Annotated in this window: 18 protein-coding genes; 12 read left to right on the forward strand and 6 right to left on the reverse strand. The window is 63.7% G+C overall.

Going from position 1 to position 22855, the window contains the following annotated elements; all coding sequences use genetic code 11:
* Window positions 1-2: 2 nt before the first annotated feature.
* From FE782_RS16315 to FE782_RS16325, 3 genes are all read right to left on the reverse strand, one after another.
* On the reverse strand, window positions 3-4451 hold the full coding sequence (locus FE782_RS16315) for an Ig-like domain-containing protein (protein ID WP_238392516.1): 4449 nt from the start codon (window positions 4449-4451) through the stop codon (window positions 3-5).
* A gap of 207 nt (window positions 4452-4658) precedes the next feature.
* Window positions 4659-6506, reverse strand: coding sequence for a PAS domain S-box protein (locus FE782_RS16320; protein WP_138195285.1), 1848 nt, complete (start codon window positions 6504-6506; stop codon window positions 4659-4661).
* 298 nt (window positions 6507-6804) lie between these two features.
* Window positions 6805-7017, reverse strand: coding sequence for a hypothetical protein (locus FE782_RS16325; protein WP_138195286.1), 213 nt, complete (start codon window positions 7015-7017; stop codon window positions 6805-6807).
* A 116-nt stretch (window positions 7018-7133) separates the two neighbouring features.
* Here FE782_RS16325 and FE782_RS16330 point away from each other — a divergent pair, with 116 nt between their 5' ends.
* The 5 genes from FE782_RS16330 (at window position 7134) to FE782_RS32625 (ending at window position 9748) form a co-directional block, all read left to right on the forward strand.
* Entirely contained in the window at window positions 7134-7418 is a 285-nt protein-coding gene (locus FE782_RS16330) for a DUF6509 family protein (RefSeq protein WP_138195287.1), read from the forward strand.
* Entirely contained in the window at window positions 7415-7690 is a 276-nt protein-coding gene (locus tag FE782_RS16335) for a DUF1294 domain-containing protein (RefSeq protein WP_138195288.1), read from the forward strand. The genes FE782_RS16330 and FE782_RS16335 overlap by 4 nt, the downstream gene beginning before the upstream one ends.
* A gap of 125 nt (window positions 7691-7815) precedes the next feature.
* On the forward strand, window positions 7816-8355 hold the full coding sequence (locus FE782_RS16340) for an RNA polymerase sigma factor (protein ID WP_138195289.1): 540 nt from the start codon (window positions 7816-7818) through the stop codon (window positions 8353-8355).
* Window positions 8348-9124, forward strand: coding sequence for a hypothetical protein (locus tag FE782_RS16345; RefSeq protein WP_138195290.1), 777 nt, complete (start codon window positions 8348-8350; stop codon window positions 9122-9124). The genes FE782_RS16340 and FE782_RS16345 overlap by 8 nt, the downstream gene beginning before the upstream one ends.
* A 27-nt stretch (window positions 9125-9151) precedes the next feature.
* Window positions 9152-9748 (forward strand): hypothetical protein, encoded by a 597-nt coding sequence (locus tag FE782_RS32625; protein ID WP_202914545.1) that lies wholly within the window; start codon window positions 9152-9154, stop codon window positions 9746-9748.
* A gap of 257 nt (window positions 9749-10005) precedes the next feature.
* Here FE782_RS32625 and FE782_RS16355 read toward each other — a convergent pair whose 3' ends face one another.
* The gene (locus tag FE782_RS16355; protein WP_138195291.1) at window positions 10006-12444 is read right to left on the reverse strand and encodes an alpha-mannosidase; all 2439 of its coding nucleotides are present in this window, start codon (window positions 12442-12444) and stop codon (window positions 10006-10008) included.
* A 172-nt stretch (window positions 12445-12616) separates the two neighbouring features.
* On the opposite strand from FE782_RS16355, the gene FE782_RS16360 reads away from it, so the two are divergent.
* The gene (locus FE782_RS16360; RefSeq protein WP_138195292.1) at window positions 12617-13858 is read left to right on the forward strand and encodes an MFS transporter; all 1242 of its coding nucleotides are present in this window, start codon (window positions 12617-12619) and stop codon (window positions 13856-13858) included.
* On the opposite strand, the gene FE782_RS16365 is transcribed toward FE782_RS16360, so the two are convergent.
* Complete coding sequence (locus FE782_RS16365) at window positions 13785-14561, reverse strand: AAA family ATPase (protein WP_138195294.1); 777 nt, start codon at window positions 14559-14561, stop codon at window positions 13785-13787. The genes FE782_RS16360 and FE782_RS16365 overlap by 74 nt on opposite strands.
* Window positions 14562-14672: 111 nt before the next feature.
* Here FE782_RS16365 and FE782_RS16370 point away from each other — a divergent pair, with 111 nt between their 5' ends.
* From FE782_RS16370 to FE782_RS16385, 4 genes are all read left to right on the forward strand, one after another.
* On the forward strand, window positions 14673-15452 hold the full coding sequence (locus tag FE782_RS16370) for an alpha/beta hydrolase (protein WP_138195295.1): 780 nt from the start codon (window positions 14673-14675) through the stop codon (window positions 15450-15452).
* Window positions 15453-15543: 91 nt separating this feature from the next.
* Window positions 15544-16881, forward strand: coding sequence for a polysaccharide deacetylase family protein (locus FE782_RS16375; protein ID WP_238392517.1), 1338 nt, complete (start codon window positions 15544-15546; stop codon window positions 16879-16881).
* 35 nt (window positions 16882-16916) lie between these two features.
* Entirely contained in the window at window positions 16917-17732 is an 816-nt protein-coding gene (locus FE782_RS16380) for a helix-turn-helix transcriptional regulator (protein ID WP_138195296.1), read from the forward strand.
* A gap of 139 nt (window positions 17733-17871) precedes the next feature.
* Window positions 17872-18342 carry a hypothetical protein gene (locus FE782_RS16385; protein ID WP_138195298.1) on the forward strand — a complete coding sequence of 157 codons (471 nt, stop codon included), beginning with the start codon at window positions 17872-17874 and terminating at the stop codon, window positions 18340-18342.
* Here the strand turns inward: FE782_RS16385 and FE782_RS16390 are convergent.
* The gene (locus FE782_RS16390) at window positions 18339-20396 is read right to left on the reverse strand and encodes a LuxR C-terminal-related transcriptional regulator (protein ID WP_138195299.1); all 2058 of its coding nucleotides are present in this window, start codon (window positions 20394-20396) and stop codon (window positions 18339-18341) included. The genes FE782_RS16385 and FE782_RS16390 overlap by 4 nt on opposite strands.
* Window positions 20397-20536: 140 nt before the next feature.
* Here FE782_RS16390 and ilvB point away from each other — a divergent pair, with 140 nt between their 5' ends.
* The gene (ilvB, locus tag FE782_RS16395; protein ID WP_138195300.1) at window positions 20537-22273 is read left to right on the forward strand and encodes a biosynthetic-type acetolactate synthase large subunit; all 1737 of its coding nucleotides are present in this window, start codon (window positions 20537-20539) and stop codon (window positions 22271-22273) included.
* 2 nt (window positions 22274-22275) lie between these two features.
* Window positions 22276-22755, forward strand: coding sequence for an acetolactate synthase small subunit (gene ilvN / locus FE782_RS16400; RefSeq protein WP_138195301.1), 480 nt, complete (start codon window positions 22276-22278; stop codon window positions 22753-22755).
* The last annotated feature ends 100 nt before the right edge of the window (window positions 22756-22855 follow it).

Genomic DNA, 22855 nt, shown 5'->3' on the forward strand with positions numbered 1-22855 from the left:
ATTCATTCAACCGTGATCGCGATCGCGTTCGCCGCGCCGGTGTCGTCGTCCACCGCCGTTATGACGGCCGCGCCTGCTTGGTTCGCTCGGACCGTGCCGTTGGCGTCGACCGAAACGACGTTCGGCGCGTCGCTCCGGAACCTCAGCTGGTGCGGCTCCGCCGGTACGATGCTGCCATCCGGGTAAAGCAGCCGGGCAGTCAACGATTGCGTATCCTTCGATCTCATCGTCGTCGCTCCTTCCAAGCGAAGGAACGGCTGATCCCCGTTGAACAGTACGGTAACGCTAGAGCGATGGACGAAGCCGTACACCGCATCGGTAACGGTGAGCGTCGCCGTACCGGGCATCTTCGCCGTTAACAGACCGGCGGCGTCTACGGACGCTACGTCGGGGCGATCCACTTCATACGTCGCCCCGACGACCGGAACGCGATGTCCGAGCGGGTAGCCCCATCGCGCGGTAACGGTCCCCGTTTCGCCCGGCATCATCTCGGACGGCGCGTCTACGCGCATGATCAGCGGCGCCAACGGGTAGATGCCGACCTCCGTGATGCTGTTCCACGCATTCGCGTTATTCCCTTTGCCGAGGATGCGGACGTACCGGGCCGTCGTCTCCTCTACGAGATACGTCTCCGGCAACGCCGTAGTCCCGGAGGTGACGCCGTCGGCGTAGACGGTTTTCCAGACGACGGCATCGTCGGAAGTTAAAATATCGAAGTAATTTTTCCTCGTATCGCCGGAATAGATCGCGATCGATACGGCGCCGATCTTCCTGGGCTCGCCGAGGTCGTATTGGATGTATTGCGTGCCGGAAGCGGACCAACGCGTATCCAAATCGCCGTCGATCGTGTTTTCCGGAATGTTGGCCGCTTCCGGTACGGCGCTGGCCGTAACCGAGGCGACCGGATACTTCAGGTGCGCCGGCGGTTCGCCGACGGACGCCCCGCGCGCGAAGACGATCGTGTACCGATTCGTTCGCGGGGATCCGTCCGCAGCCGACACCGTCACGACGGCCGCGCCGGGAAGCGCCTCCGCCTGCGCGACGGTAACGGAGTGTTCCGAGGTCGCCGTTACGGTCGGCGGCGACGGTTCGTCCATCGGCAGCGCGACTTCGTAATAGGTTACCTTCGGATCGAAGCCGGCGAGCGGCTCGCCGTTCAAGCGAATGTCGGAAGCCGTCACGCGCTCCGCGACGGGCGGCAGCTCTCCGTCCGGGATCGACCAGGCGTGAAGCGGGACCGCCCCTGCGGCGGGAGCGGGCAGCGGATCGCTCGAATACAGCGGCACCATCCGTATGGAGAGCGTGGCCTCTTGAACATGTTCCATATGAATCGCCAGCTTCCGCATGCCCTCGTTGGAGGATTGGCCTTCCGGATTCGGCGACGTCGGCAGCGGGGCCGCGTCCATCGCGGCGAAGGCGGCGCCGGCCGGCGCTTCCGTCATCTCGACGTACAGTTTCTTATCCTGCGATCGCAGCAGCGCGGCGCGGCCGCCTTCGACGATTTCGATGTCGGCCGGGGTATGCATGAACCAATATACCTCTGACGGAAGCTTCAGCTTTATTTCGTCCTGCACGATCAGTTCGGTCCGGTCCGCCGTCAGCATCATGCCGCGAAGCATCTCCCCGGCATCCTTCGAGTATAGATCGGTCATATCCAGAATCGTGTATGCGCCGCGCGGCTTCGATTCGTTCCGCACCGCTACGGCCGTACCGTAAGGCTCCTGCTGCACCACCGGGTTTTGCACAGGGTTCAGAACGATCGTATTGTGCCCCTCGGTCTTCTTCCGATAGTACGTCCACCGCGTGTAATTGTAATCCCAGAAGCCCGGGAGATTATAATTTTCGTTCCCGAGGTCGGCCGCCCAACGGACGCCTAACGCGTCGAAGACGAAGGTGCCGGCGTCCAGATCGTTGTGGCTTCGCATCGTCTCGTTCACCCCTTTCATCGAGGCGAATAAGGCGTACGGGTCGTCCCAAGCGCTCCGCATGGAGCCGGACTCGATCCCGGAGAAGAACCGATCCAATGCCGCAGGCTTCGCTTCGAAAATGCCGGGCTCGTAAAACACCATATAGAGCGGGTGGAACAAGCCTTTCCGGCGGTACAGGTCGCCGATGAACCAAGCGTATTCCGGCTCGTCGAAGAAGGCGGCGAACCAGATCGATTCGTACATGTTTAAACTGACGCCGCCGTCGTAAAAGTTGAATACGCCCCCCTCGCCGAGGAGGTGATACGGGTAGGCGCCGGAAGCTTCGTAACCGGGCAGACCGGAAAGGCCGAAGTCCGTGCCGAGCGTTCCGTGCAGCGCCGCCATGTACATCGCAAGATACTGGCCGCCGTAATGCCAGTAAGCGGGGCCTTCCGGCCAGGAGCCGTCGGCCGTGTAATGACGGACGGCTTGTTGGAGCTTCGCGAACGAGCTCTGGACGGCCTCGAGCGCCGCGTCGCGCGTCTCGGGTTCATCGGCTACGGCAAGCGCAAGCAGTCCTAAGCCCCCGTTGTCGACGAGGTTGATGTTGTTGAATTCTCCGTTATGCCGGAACGCGCCGCGATACCAATCCAACGCGACGTTAAGGGCGTTGTCGCGGATGGCGATATTGATGCGGGAGCGCTGCTCCTCCGACATGTAGTCGTAAATCCAGTCGTACGCCAGCGCGACCGCGAAGCTCAGCTCCGACAACGCCAAAATATTGTTCGTGCGACCGCCCCAGTCGGGGTAATCGGCCATTGCGTCGAACTCTCGCCATACGCGCTCGGCATAGCGGTCGTCGCCGGTCAGCTGATACATCAGCGCGGTCGGGAGGAGCCGGTCGCGCAACGGATACGCGTTGCCGCCGTTCGCCGAATAGGCGAGCGGCTGCGTATTCAACACGGGATCCGCTTGTTTGCGCAGCAGCTCGAACCATTCGGGCATGTACGGATCGCCGCTGCCGGATGCCGATAACGCGCGGGCCGCGGCAAACTTCTCGCCGCTCGCCAGCAGCCGCGGATGGCTCCGGGCGGGCGCGTGCGCTTCCAGAGCCGCCGCCGCGCTAGCTGCCGTCGGCCCGACGAAGATCAGCATGTCTCGCTCCGTTCGGCCGCCGCGGCCGTCTTCCGCCGCCACGCGGAACCGATCGTAACCGGTGAAGCCCGCGTTAGGAGCGTAGTCATAGGATCCGTTCGCATGTACCGCGATGGCGCCGTTCGCCGTAGGCTCAACGACGGTCCAGGTCAGCGCGTCCCCGTCAGGATCGCTTGACTTCTGCAGCAAGCCTTGCGCGATCGAAGCGCCGGAAGCCGTATACGCCCACTCTAAGTCCAGGACCGGGGCGTCGTTCGTCTCCAGGACGGCGATCGTTCCGGTTCCGAACTTCGGCCCTCCCTCCCCCGTGGAGGCAGTAAATTTGAACGTGTCGGTCCCCGTGAAGGACGGATTCGGGTAATACCGGAACGATCCGTCGTCCGACACGGTCATGGCGCCGCGGCTCGGCGGCGTCGCGAGCGCGAAGGCGATAGGAGCCCCGCTGCTGTCCGTCGCCGTTAGGCGGCCGGTTAAGGAGCCGTCTTCCGGAACTTCCCCCGCGTAAGCTTCTACCTCGAGCGTATCGGACGCTCCGACGCTCACGCTTATCGATGCCGCATGCCCTCCGTCTACGGTCTTCGCGGTAATGACGGATTGTCCGGCGCGAAGGCCGACGATGTCCCCATCGCCAGACACGGCAGCCGTCTCCGGATCGGACGAGCTCCAGAGCAAGCGCTTATCGGTAGCCGAAGACGGCACGAACGTTACGCTCGGCGTTACCGTCTCGCCGATCTCTAGATAGGCGATATCCGGGGAGACGGCGATCGACTGAACGGGCTCGGTGACGGAGACGTCGTCGAACCAGACCTTCCCGGTTCCCGCCTCGAGGAACATCTCGACGGCCAGCGTGGCCGGCTGCAGCGCATTGTCGGGGATCGTCAGCAAGCGTTCGATGTACGTCCAATCCCGCGTTCCGGTGACGGTGCCCACGTTGATGAGCAGGTTGCCGGCGCCGGATCGTCTCATCTGGAATCGAATCAGCGCTTGATTGCTGACCGCCTCCGTCTTGACCCAGCCGCCGATTCGATACGTCTTGCCGATGGTCACCGGGACGGATTGCGTAATGGCCGCGCGGCTGACGGCGCCTGCGGGGCCTTCGATGCTTGCCGACCTCTCGCCGCTGCGGTACACCTGCGAATCGATCGCCAGCTTCGGCGTTCCCGAAGCCAGCCACTGTCCCCATGCGGAAGGCTTGACGTTGTCGATCCACCCTGAGCCGGTTTCGGTTCGTTCGAAGCCGCCGTTCGCGAGCAGATTGTCGACGCCGGTCCCGGCAAGGGCGTCGGCTTCCCCGATCTCCGCCGCTGCGGCTGATCCGGACGGGAGTGCTCCTCCGAGCAGGCCGACCGCCATGGAGCAGATCGTCGTCATAAGTAGGAATCGTTTCAAAATGTTATTTCCCTCCCTAAGATGGCATGTCCCCCGACCCTTACGGGCAGGGATACCCTCATCCTAGTAGAGAATACGGCGCAAGTGTATTGACTAAATATCGAGATTGGCTATCAAAAATTAAGATTTCGTAAAAAAAGAATGCCCCCGTCTCGAGAAGCGAGAGGGAGCGCCGTCCGAGGGTGTCGGGGGAAAGGTTTGGTTAGATCACGCGATGGGCAGCGTCATCTCGACGGTCGTGCCCTCGCCCAGCTTGCTGCGGAACCGGACGTCGCCTTCGTGCTGCTGTACGATCCGCTTCGTTACCATCAGCCCGAGTCCGGTGCCCGACTCCTTCGTCGTGAAGAACGGCTCGCCGAGCTTCGCGAGTTCCTCCTCGGCGATGCCGACGCCTTGGTCGATGAACCGGATTTCCGCGACGTTCCCGGCCGACCGGCGCATCTGGATCTTGATGATGCCGCCGTCCGGCATCGCTTCGATGGCGTTCTTGATGAAGTTAATGAACACCTGCTTCAGCTGGTTTTCGTCGCAGGACGCGACCAAGTCGCCGGTTCCGTAATCGACTTGAATGAGCACGTTGTTCATGTTCGCTTGGGCGTCCATGAACGAGACGACCTGCTGCATGAGGAAGCGGACGTCCTTCTTCGTGAACTTGATCAGCTGTGGCTTCGCCAGAATGAGCAGCTCGTTCGTGATCATCTCGATCCGATTCATCTCCGCGAAGATGACGTCGAAGAAGCGGGACTTGTCCGTCGTCATATCGCGCATCAGGAGCTGCATGAAGCCCTTGATGGCCGTCAGCGGATTGCGGATTTCGTGCGCGATGGCCGCGGCGAATTGCCCCGCGACGGCGAGCTTCTCCGAATGGACGATCAAATCCTGCGTCCGCTTCTGCTCCGTAATGTTGCGAATGAGGAGGCATCGCATCTCGATCTTCTCATAAACGGCCGGAATGCAGACGATCTCGACGTCGATGATCTGGCCGTCCATGCGGACGAGCTTCTCTTCCATCGACTCGAGCGGCTCGCGCCGGCCTTCCACTTGTTCGATGCGCAGCCGGATGCGGTCGTGGAACTCCGGATGCACGGTATCGTATGCATTGCGCCGGAGCAGCTCCTCCTTGGAGGCGCCGAGCAGCCGGGCCGCGGCGTCGTTCACGTACATCCAGCGTTCGCCCTTCGCCAACACGATCGCTTCCGGGAAGTCCTCCACCAACCTGCGGTAGTTGTCTTCGCTTCGCTGCAGGTCTTCCTCGATCCGCTCCCGGTGGTGGCGCAGCCGATCGTTCTCCTCGATATAGCGCTTCTGCAAGGTAACGTCCCGGAGCACGCTGATCGTCTCCCGAACGGCGCCGGTCTCGTCCCGCAGCACGTTGCAGCTGGTTTCCAGCCAAACGTACGCGCCGTCCTTCCGGCGGGTCCGAAAGACGAGAAGCCGCTCGTCCGGACCGTCGGAAGGGAGGTGCGACTCCTCCCGCAGCGACTTCGCGTCGTCGGGATGGATGAATTCGTATGCGGAGACGCCGATGAGCTCCTCCGGCGCGTACCCCAGGATGCGTTCGCACGAAGGAGAGACGTACAAGCACACGTTGTCGGGAGAGTGTCTAGCGATCATATCCGCCGAATGCTCCGCCAGCAGCCGGAACAGCCGCTCGCTCTCTTGATGGACCTGCTCCAGCTGCTTCCGCTCCGTAATATCCTGAATTTGGGACACGAAGAAGAGCGGGGCCCCTTCCGGCGAACGGACGAGGGATACGCTCAGAATCGCCCAGACGACGTCGCCCGAGCGCGTCAGGTAGCGCTTCTCGATGCGGTACGAACCGGCATGCCCGTCGAGCAGGCGCTGCACGTTGCGTTCGTCCAAGTCCAGATCGTCAGGGTGCGTGACGGTATGGAACGTGTACGTCTGCAGTTCCTGTTCGGAATACCCGAGCAGCTCGCACAACGAACGATTCACTTGCATACAGCGCCCGTCGAGTCCGACCAGCGCCTTACCGATGGGCGCGTGCATAAAGGCGTGCTCAAGCAGCGCGGTATCCTTCCGATCCAACGACATGTCGATCAACCTTTCGGGAAAATGAAAAAGCCAAATAGTCCGCGGCGTTCCGGCCGCATGCTATTTGGCTTATGTCCAGCTTTCAATCTGGCTCATTCAACCTAAGATATCCGGTTTTTTCAAATCTATCCTTTCTACTATACCGAGGATTCCGCGAGGTTTCAAGACTTTCGCGGCAAGTCAAGCGAAGTTGCATCCCCTGCCGTCGGATGGGTAAGGTATGGTAAAGGAGACGATGCCTAGCTATCGCAGGCGGAGAACCCGTCCGGCGGCGGAGCGCCGGGCTCGACATTCACGCTTATTTGGGCGAAATCTTATACGCGGTCAATACGCAAGGCACGCCGCGGCCGACGGCGCCCGGCTTGCTCATTTGCTCCATATATTCGATGCCCCGAGCGCACTGGCTCTTGCATACGGCGCACGTTTCGGACGTCACGATGCGCGTGTACCATTGGAGCGTATTGTGGTACGGGATCGTTCTTCTTTTCGCCGCTCCCGATTTTCCCGCCATGCCGACCCACTCCTTCCTCCCGTCGAACTGTCCCTAGCTATTGCTAACGTATGAAGATGAAGCGCGAACGGCTATGGGCTATAATGGAGAGACAAGACGGAAAGGAAGTCGGTCCCATGGTGGAAATCAGCGCGTTCAGCGCCGAGCAGATTAAAGACCCGTTCGGCATCTTGCCCGGAGCGCGGTACGAGTTTTATTTGGACCTCGAGGTGGAGGAGGACGACGAGCTGTATTCGGAGCAGGGCCTCTCCGTCCGGGTCGTCTACGGCGTCGAGGAAGCGCGGTCGGGCATCGTGAAGTACGAGCTGCTGGAGCGCTCGACCGAGAAATACCTCGACTTCGAGCTGGAAGCGGAGGAGCTCGAGGCGATCGAGGCGTTCTGCCGGGAGCATCTGCCGTGAACTACGTCTGGATCTACCTCGCGCTCGTGAACGTCATCGGGTTTTTCCTGATGAAGCACGACAAGGAGCAATCCCGCCGCAGCCGATGGCGCGTATCGGAGCGGCGCCTCTTCACGTACGCGGCGGTCGGCGGCGCGCTGGGCGTCTGGGCGGGGATGCTGGCGTTCCGGCATAAGACGAAACATATGAGCTTCGTGCTCGGCGTACCCGCGCTCGCGGTCGTCAACGCCGTATGTTTGTATTTGATTCTCACGCGCCTCGCGGATTCGTAATTCGCGGGGCGGCCGTTCCCGACGCCGAGAGGCGTCTTTTTTTTTCTGGAACGAAAACTTTGTTGCGGGGTCGCAGGGTATTACCTAAGTGAAAGGACGTTCGGCGAAGAAACGGAGGAGGCGCGGTGGAGGAACAAGAGCTCGTACGGAACATCAAGGCGGGAGACGGCGATGCGTTCGAGGCTCTCTACCGTCTCTACGCCGACGGAGCGCTGCGAACGGCGCACGCGGTCGTCTTCGACCGGATGACGGCGGCGGACGCGGTGCAGGAGACGTTCGTCCGGGTGTATCGCCATATAGGGTCGTACGACGAATCGAGGCCGTTCCGGTCGTGGTTTCACGCGATTCTGATCAACGAGTGCAATCGAAGCTTGAAGAAGCAGGCGAAGGCGATCCCGATGGAGCTCGACGAGTCGCGGCATTTGCCGGCGGAGCGCGATACGTACGCGTTCGAGGAAGAGGATGCCTTATACCGGCTGGTCCGGGAGCTGGAGGAGCCGTTCCGTCTTCCGATCGTGCTGAAATACGTCAACGACCTGACGGATCGGGAGATCGCGGACGTCATGGGGCTGAACGTGAACACGGTGAAGTCGAGACTGCACCAGGGGAAGAAGAAGCTGAAGACGCGGATGATCCGGGACGGAGGGGGGAACGGGGATGGCTGACGCATTCGACGAACGGTTGAAAACGAGCTTGCGGCGGGCGACCGAACCGGCCTCCCGGATGCAGGAGGACGTATGGTCCCGGATCGCCGAGCGGCTCGCGGCGGAGCCGACCGACCGCGAGGAGGCCGCGGAGGAGGCGGCGCCGTCTCCCGTCCGGCGGCGCCGCCTGCGCCGCGCCGCCGTCGGTTCGGCCGCGGCGGTCGCGATGCTGGGGGCGTTCCTCGCCGCGTCGCCTCCGGGGCAAGCGTTCGTCGCCGAGGTGAAGTCGTGGTTCGCCCCGCAGAAGACGGTCGAGGAGCCGCTGGAGGGGTTGCCCGAATCGACGGAGGTCGAGCTGCAAGAAGGGACGGCGGGATACGTCATCTACTTCGATGAAGCGCGATTCCGCATGGACCGCGTCGACGGCGTCGATCGGATCGTCCCCGTCGAACCGCCGGGGCCCGGATACCCGGAGGTGTATATGGAAATTTCGCATACGGACGGCGCGCCGGCCGACGTCGCGAAGGCGCTGGCCGCCTCGGTCGAGCGCGAGCCGACGGTGCTCGGTCCCCGCAAGGTTGAATTTCCGACCGCCGGCTGGGAGGTGTACGCGGTCGGCGGCACGGGCGGGCTCGCGTGGAATGACCCGGTCGTGCGGTACCTGGCGATCGACGACGGCGCCGGCGGCAGCTTCGTGGCGAAGCAGAAGTATTTCTTGGAAGCGGAAGAAGGCTACGGCGCGCGCTTCCAGCTGATGATGAAGGAGTTTTATATTACAGAGAACCCTTAGGGAGATCGGAAGAGGAGACGCTTGCGGATGAAAAACATCGGGTACGCAATGATGATCGGATTGTTGGCGGCGGGGCTCGCGGCATGCGCGTCGGAGGAACCGAAGGAGGCGTCGCCGCCTCCGGCGGAGCAGCCGGCTGCGGAACAGCCTGCGATGGAGGAACCGGCGAAGGAGGAGCCGACGACGGAGCAGCCCGCGCCGGAACAGCCGGCTGCGGAACAGCCGGAAGCCGAGTCGCCCGTACAGGAGGCGGCCGCCGAAGAGCCGGCCGCGGAAGAGCCGGCGGCGGACGCGCCGGAGCGCTTGAAGGCCGAAGACCTGATCGGACGCTCGACGGACGACGTCAAGGCGCTGTACGGCGAGCCGGAGGCGCAGGTTGACGACATGAACTACTTGATATGGCGGTATGACTTCGGGACTGAAGGCTACGCATATGACGAGAAGGTCATCTCGATCGACGCGCAGGGCTTCGCCGGAGGGAACATGCTCGCGCAGCTCGTCGTCGAATTCGGCGACGATCCGACGGCGGACGCCTATTCCGTCTACTACATGAAGGACGGCGAGCTGACGCAATACCGCGCCACGAAGGCCGGCGCCGAGGAATACCCCGCCGCCGCCGACTGACGGCGGAGCGACTTTGCGGGAAAACCTCCTTCTAATTGGTCAATGAAGAGCCCGATTCCATGATTTAGAGGGAAAAAGCGGAGCTAATCGGGACGATGGAATGGCAAATGGGCCAATTCGTTCACATTAGTGGGAGGATTTCCGCATAAGCGTCGGATCGTTTCAGGAAACGATGGACTAAAGGGAGGATTTCCGTATAAATCGCGAAAAATCCCCCGCCGTCGGTCGCGAGACCGGGGCGGGGGATTCGTTCGTTATTACGCCCATTCGATCAGGTTCGTCTCGACGATGGGAGCCGCCGCGTCGGCCGGGACGCGGAACGTCTTGATTTCGCACGGTCCGAAGTCGGCGCGGATGACGCGGCCGAGGTGCGGGAGCGAAATTTCCGCGCCGGCGGCGGGCTCGCCGTGCGCCTCATAGCAGCGGACGATCAAGTCGTCGCCGTCCTCGGCTTTCTTGATCGCGGCGACGACGAGCGCGTCGTGCGACGCGGAGACGAACGAGCCGACCTGCGGCAGCGGGCCGTCGCGGTACGTCTCCATCAGCGGGATGACGCGCTGGTTCAGCTCGGCGGCATGACGCACCGCGCCGGCGTCCTTCCACGTGCCGCGATGCGGCAGCAGGGCATAGGAGAACCGCTGCACGCCTTGGTCGATGAACGCGTAATCCTTGCCTTCCTCGATCGGGCCCGGGATATGATGCGCATAGATCGGAGAGCGCAGCACGGTCATGCTCATCTCCGCGCCGCGCACGTCGAAGGCGTACTTGCCGTCGTTCAGCAGGCTGACGCCGTAGACGCCGCTCCCGCCGAGCGCCGCGCCGGAGACGTCGATCCAGTTCTGCCCCGGCTCTTCGTCGCCGTCCGTCTCCCGAACGATGTGTCCGTACGGAATCTCATATGTGGCGACTGGGTTCGCGACGTCGACGGGGAAGCGCAGCTTGAGCATCTTAAACCGCTCGTGCCAGTCGACGGTGACCGCGACCTCGATCGGGTCGACGCCGGCGCGGACGATGAAGTCCTGCGTCAGCGTCGAGCGGCCGTATTCGGAGACGACGCGGAGGACGGACTTGACCGGCCCGTGCTCGACGAGCCGCACGGAGCGCGCCGTAAAGACGCCGATTTCCTCGTCGTACTTCGTCATGTTGTGCCCCCACGTGTCGCTCGGGTCGTGCAGCACGACCGGCCGCGCCGCCGGGCCGGAGAACGCTTCGACGCCCGCGCGCTTGTCGTACAGCGACGCGATCCAGCCCGTCGCCGGGTCGATCGCGAGCCGGTACCGGTCGTTCTCGACCGACGTCGGCGTCGCCTCCGCGGCGGCCGGCAGCTCCGGCGCGGACGCGTCGGCGACGACGCGGTACACGCGGTAGCCGAGCGCGGGCACGTCGGCCATGAAGGCGATGCGCTGCCGGAAGCGGGTCGTCGCGAGCGATTGGACGACCTGCATCGGCACGCGCCGGCCTTCGTCGTCGAGCAGCGCCTCGTCGCCGCGCAGGAAGCTCTTGCCGACGAGGCCGGGATGGCCGAACTGCAGCGCCGCCTCGGCGCGGACCGGCCACGCGTTCGGGTTAAAGACGACGATCGGCACCATGCCGTCCTCCGCCGGGATGCCGATGCGCCACGAGAGCGCCTGCAGGGCGTAGTTAAGCCCGGTCGCCGCGATCGTCATGGCGTAGCCGTGCATGTCGCGCGCGTCGTCGTACGCGGGCTCGATGCTCGTTCCGGCGAGAATGTCGTGGAACTGATTGAACAGCACATGCCGCCACGCGGCTTCGAAATCGGCCGGATACGGCTGCCCCGCGACGTCCTTCGCGACGGCGGAAAATTTCTCCGCGACGAGCAGCTTGTTTTCCGCCTCGCGATTCCACCGCTTAATGCCGGAATGGACGGAATAGCAGCCGACCGCATGCATCTGAAGCTCGTCGTGCACGACGGGGATCGGCCAGGACGGATCGACCTCGGCGAAATACCGGACCGGATCGCTGAGCGTAAGCTCCGGCAGGCCGTCACGGCCGCTCAAAGACGCAATGCTTGCCAAGTTTTCCTTCGTCGGGCCGCCGCCGTGGTTGCCGACGCCGTAGAAGCACATGACGTGCCCGAAGGAGACGGGCAGCTCGCCGGCGCACTTTGCCACATGCTCGTCCAGCTCCTTGCCCCAGCGCGTATACTCGAACGGGATCCGGAACGTCAGCACCTCGGAGCCGTCGTCCGACCGCCACCGGAACAGCCGGCTCGGCAGCTCCTTCTCGTGCGGCTGCGGCCGCATGAAGACGTAATAGTCCATGCCGCTCTTCTTTAAAATTTGCGGCAGCATGCCGTGGTGGCCGAAGCTGTCCGGATTGTAGCCGACCGTCGCGGTGACGCCGAACTTCTCCATGAAGTACCGCTGCCCGTATAAGCCTTGCCGGACGAACGATTCGCCCGAGGGCAGGTTGCAATCGGGCTGCAGCCACCAGCCGCCGCACAGCGCCCACCGGCCTTCGGCGACGCGCCGCCGGATCTCTTCGAACATCGCCGGCTCGTTCCGTTCGATCCACTCGTACATGACCGCCGAGCTCGACGTAAAGACGAAGTCGTCGTATTCGGCGATCCGGTCGAGCGCCGAACGGAACGTCGCCTTCGCTTCCTGAAAGCCTTCCTGCCATTGCCACAGCCACACCGGATCGAGATGGGCGTTGCCGATCATATGCATCTTCATATAGAAAGTCGCCTCCAACGGAATAAGCTTGTCCATAGCATACCGCGTTACCGCAGCATATACCAAAACGCCCCTTCGCCGGCTTTCGATTGACAGCGGCTTCGGGCCGGAAGTATTCTTGGGAGTAATATTCGACCACTGGTCACCAATGAAACGGAGTTTCTTTAAAGCTATGAACCTGCCCTCGTTGCGTCATTTTTCGAAAGATATGCAAGTGTTTATGATCGCCAGCCTCATCAATTCGGCCGGCAGCTCCTTGATGTGGCCGCTCATCTCCATGTACGCGTTCGACGAGCTCGGCCGCAGCATGTCGGACGCGGGCTTCGCGCTCGTCGTCTTCGCGCTCGGCTCGATATGCGGCCAGCTGGCGGGCGGCGCCCTGTACCATCGGCTCGGCGTGAAGCGGCTGGTCGTCGGATCGCTTTCCCTCGTCAGCGCCGGGCTGCTCGCGCTGCCGTTCGCGGGCCATTCGTGGCCGGCGTTCGTCGCGCTGCTCGGCTGGATCGGCTGGTTCAACGCGATGGCGTCGCCCGCGATCCAATCGTTCATCGGCTTCCGCTTCCCGGAGCGGCGCGCGGAGATGTTCAACGCGGTGTACGTCGCGAACAACATCGGCGTCGCGGTCGGCTCGGCCGCGAGCGGCTTCCTGGCGGAAGTGTCGTACGCGCTCAGCTTCGCGGCGAACGGCGTCACGTCGGCGGGGTTCGCGGTCTTTTTCCTGCTCTACCTGAAAAGGACAGGCGCCGAGGCGCCCGCTCGCCCCGCCGAACGAAAGAAGAAGACGGGCGGGTACGCGCCGCTCGCGAACGTTCGGGTGTACCTGTTCCTGGCGCTGGCCGGTCTGGCGCTGAACGTCGGCAACTCCGTCTGGAACTCCGGGGTGTCGCCGTTCATCCTGTCGGAGGGGATGCCGAAGTCGGCGTACGGCCTGCTCTGGACGCTGAACGGCGTGCTTATCTTCGTCGCCCAGCCGCTCATCGGCCTGCTCCGCCGCACGATCGCGCAAAGCTACACGAGCCAGATGACGGCGAGCGCCGTCCTGTATGCGGCGGGCTTCGCCTGCTTCCTGATCGTGCCGAGCTACGCGGGCATGTTGCTCGGCATGATTCTCGCCACGTTCGGCGAGATGCTGATCGCGCCGGCGGTCCCCGCGTTCCTGTCGGAGGCCGGGGGGAAGGAGGCGCCGCTGTACCTCGGCATCGTCGGCGGCGTCGGCTCCGTGGGCCGGGTCGTCGGACCTTACGCGATGGGCTTCCTGTACGATGGGGGAGGACTGCCGCCCGTCGCTTGGATGGCCGTGGCGGCGTCGGTCTTGGCGGCGGGGTTTTACCACCTGCACACTATTCTGTATCGGAATCGTCCCGAAGCAGCTCGGCCAGCATCCGATCTTTATTCGAAAGAAATTCCTTCATAACGATGTAATGATCGGTCTCCTCGAGCGTCCGCGCGTCGATCCCGTCCGGCGTCAAGTAATAGAGGACGCTGTCGGGATACGCCATGACGATCGGGGAGTGCGTCGAGACGACGAATTGCGAGCCCGTCTCCACGAGATCGTGCATGCGGGCGAGCAGCGCCATCTGGCGAACGGGGGACAGGGCCGCCTCCGGCTCGTCCAGCACGTACAGCCCGTCCCCCCGAAATCGATGCAGGAACGTCGCGAAGAACGCCTCGCCGTGCGACTGCGCGTGCAGCGACTTGCCTCCATAGGAGTGAATGATTTTCCCTCCGGGTCCCGGCTCCCGATCCATCGCTTCGATATGGCTTGCCACGTTGTAATAGCTTTCCGCCCGGAAAAAGAAGCCGTCCCTCGGCCGGCGCGCGCCGCGCACGAGACGGATGTATTCGTGCAGCGGCGAATGCGACGGCTCGGTCGCGAAGTTGAAGTTGACGGTGCCGCCTTCCGGATTGAACCCCCACGCGACGGCCAGCGCTTCCAGCAGCGTCGACTTCCCCATGCCGTTCTCCCCGACGATATACGTCACCTTCGGGTGCAGCTCGAGCCGGTCCAGGTAGCGCAGCGCCGGAATGTCGAACGGGTACGCCCGGAACGACGGCACCCGCTCGCGATCGAGCCCGAAGCTGCGGACGAAACCGCCGGGCTCCGCGAATCGCGCCATGTGCGACGCCTCCTCGTTTTCCGAATAAGTTCCTTGGAGCCATCTTACTTCAAAACGTGATAAGATAAAACCGATGTAATACATACGGAATCGGAAAAAGGAGAATGCGCCATGGCTTTGTTACGATGCGATTTTTTCTCGGACGCGCTGCAGCTCAGCACGTCGATGACGGTCATCCTGCCGCAGAAGACGTATACGCAAATCGGGATGGCCGGCGCGGGAAGCGCGCGCGAGCTGTACCCGACGCTGTACCTGCTGCACGGCTTGTCGGACGACGACACGATCTGGTCGCGCCGCACGTCGGTGGAGCGGTACGCCGCTTCCTTGGGCCTCGCCATCGTCATGCCGAACGTGCACCGCAGCTTCTATGCGGACATGGAATACGGCGGACGGTACTGGACGTTCCTGACGGAGGAGCTTCCGGCGCTCGCCCGCTCGTTCTTCCCGCTGTCGGCGGAGCGCGAGGACAATTTCGCGGCGGGGCTGTCGATGGGCGGGTACGGGGCCATGAAGTGGGCGCTCAATCGTCCGGACAAGCTGGCCGCGGCCGCGAGCCTCTCGGGCGCGCTCGACGCGCTGCGGATGACGCGGAACCCGGAGCCGTGGATCAAGCCGTCGCTGGATTTAGTTTTCGGCGGACGGGAGCTGGAAGGGACGGAGCACGACGTGATTTCGCTGCTCGCGAAGGTCGACGCGGCGGACGGCCCGAAACCGAAGCTGTATCAATGGTGCGGGACGGAGGACTTCCTCTATGCGGATAACGTCGCGTTCCGGGACGCCTGCCGGCGGACCGGATTGGATCTGACGTACGAGGAAGGGCCCGGGGACCACAGCTGGGGGTACTGGGACGAGAAAATCCAAGACGTGTTGAAGTGGCTGCCGATCCGATAAGGCCGTCGGGCGAGAATCGCTAGTCTATTTCCTATCAACCGGTCATATACTCTACCAAATCGTTACGAAATGATCTGGGAGGGTACCGGAAATGATAGGTTCTTGGACGAAGCGGGTGGCGTTCCTTACGATGGTGTGCTTGTTGTTGATGCTTTGGCCGCAAACCGCGAAGGAGGCGGCGGACGTGTCGGCCATGCCGGAGGCGCCGGCCGCGCGGACGGCCGAGCCGGCGAAGCAAGCCGCGCCTGCGAGGCCGGAGCATGAACCGCAGCCGAAGACGGCGTCCGAGCCGACGACATCCGAGCCTGCCGCCGAACCGGCCGCCGAGCCGGCTGTCGAAGCGACCGACGAGCCGACCGTCGAGCCGACCGTGCCGGTGTCCCTGCCGACGGCCTGGGTCGACCCCGCGGAGCTGTTCGCCCGGCTCGCGAGCGGCGACCGGACCGGCGGCGCGACGCGGGACGAGGCCGCATCGCCGGAAGGACCCTCGCAGCCTACCGTCTATTTGACGTTCGACGATGGACCGTCCAAGTGGACGCCGCAGGTGCTGGACGTCTTGAAGGAATACGGCGTGCCCGCGACGTTCTTCGTGCTCGGGGAGCAAGCCGAGGCGCGGGAAGAGACGATTCGCCGCATCGTTCGGGAAGGTCATGCTCTCGGCAATCATACGTACGATCATAAATACGAAGACTTATACGGCAGCTTCGCCTCCTTCTGGGAGCAGGCGGAGCGGACGAACGATATATTGGAAAACATTACGGGCGAACGCGTCTCGCTGCTGCGGGCGCCCGGCGGCACGGCGAAAAACTTCGACGCCTTCTATTTCTACTACTTGGAGAAGGCCGGCTACAAGATCCACGATTGGAACGTCGATTCCGGCGATTCGAAGCGCCGCGGCGTCCCGGCTTCCGAGATCGTGGCGAACGTGAAGCGGACGAAGCTGGCGCACGAGATGAACGTGCTGCTGCACGACGGCGCGGGACACGAGGAGAGCGCGAAGGCGCTGCCGGACATCATCGAGTATTTTCGGGAGCAGGGGTATCGATTCGCGGCGTTAACCGAAGAGACGAAGCCGATCTCCTTCAAGGTGACGAAGCCGAAGTGGAGCCGCGCCGTCAGCGAGGCGGAGCATGCGCGGCTGCTGGCGCTCGTCGAACCGTCGCGGGACGTGGCGATTTTGTCCGCGGCGTCCGAGGAGCGGGTGCCGCTGCGCGCCTGGGCGGAGGAGACGGGAGCGACGGTCGTGTGGGACGCGGTCCGCGAGACGGCGACGGTCGTCGTCGGCCAGAATCGCCTCCATTGGAACGTGCGGGAGGCCGCCGGATGGACGACCGACGCGGAGGGCCGGGTCGAGCGCATCGACTTCGCGCTGGAGCTCCAGGGCGAGCGGTTGTACGCGCCTAAGGCGAGCCTCGAGTCGCTGCGGTAACGAACGAAACAGGGATGTACAAGGAGGGCATACGGATGCAAGGCGTGGAGGTATTGTCTGCGTCCTTCTCATACCATACGAAGCCGTTCCACGTGGTGGCGAAGGAAGGGCTGCAGACGCACTATTTGCTTCGCCTGCAGACGGAGGGGCGGTGCCGGACCCGCATCGACGGCGCGCTCGTGCCGGTGGAGCCGGGGGATCTAATGCTGTACGCCCCGGATATGCCTTACGAGCTGCATGTCGAGGAAGAGGAGCGCGGGAACGGCCGCGCGGTGGCGAGCGGCGATTACTTTGTCTTTTTCCGAGGGGCGTGGGCGGACGAATGGTGGAAACAGAAGCCTCGTCCCGTCAAGATGCGTGTCTCGCTGGACGAAGCGCTCGTGCCGCTCTGGCGGCAGATGATCGCGGAGCATCGCAGGCAGTCCGAACAATCCGCGATGCTGCTGGACTATTTGATGCGCGTCGTCTGCCTGACGGTGGATCGCCTCTGTTCCGAGCAGCGTCCGATGAAGGGCAACGCGTTCCTGGCGTATCGGATGAAGAACTATATCGAGGAGCGGGCGACGACGTTGTTCCAGCTCAAGGATCTCGCCCGGCATTGCAACGTCAGCGTGTCGCGGGCGGTGCATCTGTACAAGCAATTTTTCGGGAAAAGCATCATTCAATACGCTCAAGAAGTTCGGCTGAAGGTCGCGCTGGAGCGAATGCTGTATACGCAGACGCCCCTGGAGGTCATCGCGGAAACGTCGGGCTTTCCGAGCTATACGTATTTCTATCGCGTATTTAAGAAGGAATTCGGCGTTTCGCCGCAGCAATACCGGAGCGAACGAAGCGGAGCTCTCGAAACGTAAGGGAGAGTATATTTAAACAATTATTGACAGATGCTACCGTCATCGGGTATTGCACAAGACACCTTGGGCGTAACCGATAATATCCCCCGTGTGCCGCTCGCCATACGCAAGGCGCTTGCGAACGATAAGGACGGAACGCATGAAGAAGAATATCCCTCCCTATGAGATGCTGCTGTGGTGCGTCGCGTTGCCCGGATTCGGGCAATTTTTGAACGGAAAGTACTTGAAAGGCGTCGTCCTAATTGTGCTGGAGGTGCTCATTAACATGGGCGCCAAGTTAAACTCGGCCATCGTATCCAGCTTTCAAGGGAAGATCGAGGTCGCGATCGCCCAGGTCGATTACCAATGGCTTATGTTTTATCCTTGCGTTTATATGTTTTCGATCTACGACGCGTATAAGGACGCAGGCGGCGGACTGGGGCGCCACGACACGCTGCCGTTCGTCGGCTGCGCCTTCTTCGGCACGGTCGGCATCACGTATTCTCCGTTGTTCCGTTTGTTCGGCACCCCGCTCGGACCGGTCTGGTGTCCGATGCTGTTCGCGGCCGTGGGCCTCCTGGCCGGCGCGATCCTCCGGTACGCGCTGATGAAGCGCGATCTGGCGGATTAGGGCCGCTCGAGCAGCCGGGCGACCAATTGCGTGCGGTTCCGCACCTCGGCCTTGCCCAGCATGGATTGAATATGCTTCTTCACGGCCGCCTCGCTGATATACAGTCGCGAGGCGATCTGTCCGTTCGTCGCCCCGTTCACGAGATGCTTGGCGACCTCGGCCTCCCTTGGCGTGAATTCGAACTGCCGCTCGCCTTCCAGGCGAAGCGGCTTTTCCCGTTGGGGGACCGATGGGCCGATCGTTCCGCGCAGCCATGCCGTCAGCCGGTCGTCGCGTACGTCTGCGACATAAGTAGCCGTCGGCGTGGTCCCGTCGTAATCGAAGTGCACGGCTCCGGGCACCGTCTCGAAGCCCATGCTCTTATGCACTTCTTCGTAATGCGGCAGCGGAGGCGGCGAAGCGACCGTCAATCCGCCGGACAAGACGGCGTCCAGCATGATGCGGACGATATCCGACCGCCGATCCTCCCGCTCCAAGTCGTCCATGTCCACGGATAACAGAAACCAGCCCGCCGGCCGTTCGGGCGGCGCGAGGAGCGGGCGCAGCCGGTCGTCGCTCAGCGAAGCGAAATACGCGCGGGCGACGATCCACTCGCGGAGATGCGGGATCGTTCCTCGATGGATCGGCACCGCCGCGACGAGGCCGACGACGGCGCCGGCCGGATCGCGCACGATGCGCAGCGACCGGCGGTCCCACTCGAGCAGGCGCCGCGGATCGACGCCGGTCAGACGCAGCAGGCTCCGCTCCTCGTCCAGGTCGTATCGGAACATCGTCCCGCTCTCCGGGTCGGAGCATCGGATGCGAACGCGCTTCGCGGTATCCCGGCGTCGGCGCAGGTACGCTTCGACTTCGGGCAGCGTCGATTCGTCCGCTTGCTCCAAGTAGTTCGCGGAGAAGCCGGACTGTCGGTAATGGGCGCGGAGCACGGGGCTTCCGAGATATTGCAGCAGCTCGCCGAGCTCCTGCGCGACCGGCCGACGCTCGCTAAGGCGCCGTTCCAGCCGTACCGCGACGAACGAGATCCAGCGTTCCCGGTACCGCTCGAAGGTCGAGGGCTTGCGGGCGCGCAGCGACCGCCGGAAGGCGTCGCGGATCGTATCGTGCATCCCCCAGCCGCGCTCCGTCCGTCTTAGGAAGGACAGCCGGACGAGCCGATCGAAGAGGAGGCCGGACACGTCCTCGCCGACGATGCCGGACAGCGCCTCCTGATCGAAGCGAAGCGGGATGGAGGCGGCGGAGAGCAGCTCGGAGAGCGCTTCGTTCTCGGCTTCCCCGGCCCAATGGCGCACGAGCGCGTCCCACTGCTCCGGACGGTCGTACGACAGCATCGCGGGGCCGGCCGTCGAAGCGCCGCAGAGCGCCATCGCCAGCGGATGGCCCATGGATCGCACCCAGAGCGAATCGCCCGCTTCGTCGGATAGGCCCAGCCGGCCCGCGTATTCGCGAACCTCCTCGTAGCCGAGCGGCTCGAGCCGCAGATGAACGGTCATCGACCGCCACGCCGGATCGATCGCCCACGGTCCTTCCAGCGGCCGCCGGCTCGCCATGACGACGAGCGCGTCCGCGCGAAGACCGGGGAGGAAGCTTTCCCGCAGCCATTGCTCCGCGGCGCCCAGCTCGTCGCAGTGGTCCAAGACGAGAACGGCGTCGTCCGCCGCGCCGCGCCATGCGTCGCTTATCGCGTTCTCAACGTCTATGCTTCGCCCCGCCCCCCTTATATCGACGAATACCGCGGCTCGGCCGCGTTCCGCGGCGAGCTCCCGCCACCGGTCGAGCAGGAAGCTCTTCCCGATCCCGCTGTCCCCGTATACGTTCACGACGCGTTCCGCGCGGGTCGAGCCGCGGCCGAGGAAGGCGGCGAAGAAGCCCAGCTCGAAGGCGCGCCCGACGAACAAGCGCCGTTGCAGCGCGCCGAGCCGATCGCCGAGGCGCTCCGCCGCGCGGCTCTCGGCACGGTCGCCGGCGCAGCGCCCGGCGGGGATGTCCCCGCGGCTCTCGAACCCGTCCTCGAGACGATTTCCTTCCCACCGCTCGCATTTCTTCTCCTCGGACATTGCAGTCCCCTCCCTTATCCGCCCGAATCGATCCGAAAAAAATATCTATTAGTATACTACCGGAGTGTTCGAAAGAGTAGTTTCCTTCTCGTTATCCCGTGGTACGTTCAAGTCGCCGACATCGGCGAGGAGGGATTGCGATGAGAGATCGGAGTAAACAAGAGAGGGGCTCGGGGCCGGAACGGTTGACCGGCTCCGAAATTATGCTGCGCACGCTGCTGCTGGAAGGCGTGGAGTGCGTATTCGGTTATCCGGGCGGCGCCGTGTTGTACATGTACGACGCCCTGCACGGGCATGAGGGCTTCCGCCACGTGCTGACGCGCCACGAACAGGGCGCCGTTCATGCGGCGGACGGCTATGCGCGGGCGACCGGCAAGACGGGCGTTTGCATCGCGACATCCGGGCCGGGGGCGACGAACCTTGTCACGGGGATCGCCACCGCCTACATGGATTCCGTCCCCATGGTCGTAATCACGGGGAACGTCGCGACCGAATTTACGGGAACGGACGCGTTCCAAGAGGCCGACATCGTCGGCATCACCCAACCGATCACGAAGCACAGTTATTCCGTGCGCAAGGTGGAGGACCTGTCCCGGATATTGCGGGAGGCGTTCCTGATCGCCGGAACGGGCAGGCGAGGTCCGGTGCTGGTAGACATTCCGAAGGACGTCTCCGCGGCGACGACCGACTTCGTCTACCCGGAGCGGGCGGGGCCCCCGCCGGGATACGAGCCCGGCGCGCGAGGGGTGGACGAAGCGGCGGCGGCGCGCCTCTTGGCGCGCCTCGGCGAAGCGTCTCGACCGCTCGTGCTGGCCGGGGGGGGCGTCGTCCACGCGAACGCGAGCGAGGAGCTCGTCGCCTTCGCGACGAGGTCGCGCATTCCGGTGACGACGACGCTGCTCGGACTGGGCGGCTTTCCCGGGGATCACCCGTTATGGCTCGGCATGCCCGGCATGCATGGGACGGTGACAGCGAATACGGCGCTGCAGGAGTGCGATCTGCTGCTCTCCGTCGGCGCCCGGTTCGACGATCGGGTGACGATGAAGCTGAGCGCGTTCGCGCCGCGCGCGGAGATCGCGCATATCGACATCGACGCGGCCGAGATCGGGAAGCTGGTGCCGACCGCCTACGGCGTCTTGGGCGACGCCCGCGAGACGTTGGCCTGGTTGAACGAGAGAATCGGAGAGCCGCCGGCTTCCGAGGATCGAGAGGCGTGGATTCGGCGCCTGACGGAGCTGCGGCTGCGGTTCCCGCTCGCCTACCGAGACAGCGAGACGGAGCTGAAGCCGCAGTACGTCATCGAGATGATCGACCGGACGACGAAGGGCGAAGCGATCGTCACGACGGACGTGGGCCAGCATCAAATGTGGACCGCGCAGTTTTATCGTTTTCGCCGGCCTCGCTCGCTGCTCACTTCGGGCGGGCTCGGGACGATGGGCTTCGGCTTTCCGTCGGCGATCGGCGCTCAGATCGGCAACCCGGATCGCGTGGTCGTCTCGATCAACGGCGACGGAGGGATGCAGATGTGCGCCCAGGAGCTGGCCGTCTGCGCGATCCATCGCGTGCCGGTCAAGATCGTCGTCGTCAACAACCGCACGCTCGGCATGATTCGGCAGTGGCAGAAGCTGATCCATGAGGAGCGGTTCAGCCATATCGATCTGTCGGGCAGTCCCGACTTCGTCAAGCTAGCGGAAGCGTACGGCGTGCCCGGATGGCGGGCGGAGACGAAGGCCGAAGCGGAGCGGGCGTGGCGGGAGGCGCTCGCGACGCCGGGTCCGGCGCTCGTCGACTTCGTCGTCTCTCGAGACGAACTCGTCTATCCGATGGTCCCGCAAGGCAGCGCGCTTGACGACATGATTCTTGGGGAGGAGCCGTAAACATGCGAACCGTTCATACGTTATCGTTGCTCGTATCGGATCAACCGGGGGTGCTGCAGCGCGTCGCCGGACTGTTCGGGCGAAGGGGATTCAACATCGAGAGCATCGCGGTGGGGCCGTGCGAGCGGGAGGGCTGCGCCCGGATGACGATCCTGACGCCGGGACCGGAGCAAGGCGTCGACCAAGTCGTCCGGCAGCTGCAGAAGCTCGTCGACGTCTACGAGGTCGAAGCGCTGGAGCGGCCCGCGGTCGCGCGGGAGCTGATGCTGGTGCGCCTCGGCATGGAGGCGAGCGAAGAGCGCGCGGCTCGGCTTCGCGGCTGGGTCGATGCGTTCCCGTGCAGGCTGTTGGACGTTAGGGACGATGCCGTCGTCGTGCAGCTCGTGGCGACGCGGGCGCAAAACCGGGCGTTCCTTAAGCTGAACTCGGACGTGCCCGCGCTCCGCATCGTCAGCGCCGGGGAAGTCGCGCTGCCGCTGTAAGGGCGGCGAAAGCGAAGAGCCTTTCCCGAGCGCTGGTCGGCGTCGCGGGACGGCTCTGTTTTCGCAGTATCGGCAATTTGTCGTCTAACGGATGTCGAAA

This window comes from Paenibacillus antri (assembly GCF_005765165.1).
GTDB classification, from domain to species: domain Bacteria; phylum Bacillota; class Bacilli; order Paenibacillales; family YIM-B00363; genus Paenibacillus_AE; species Paenibacillus_AE antri.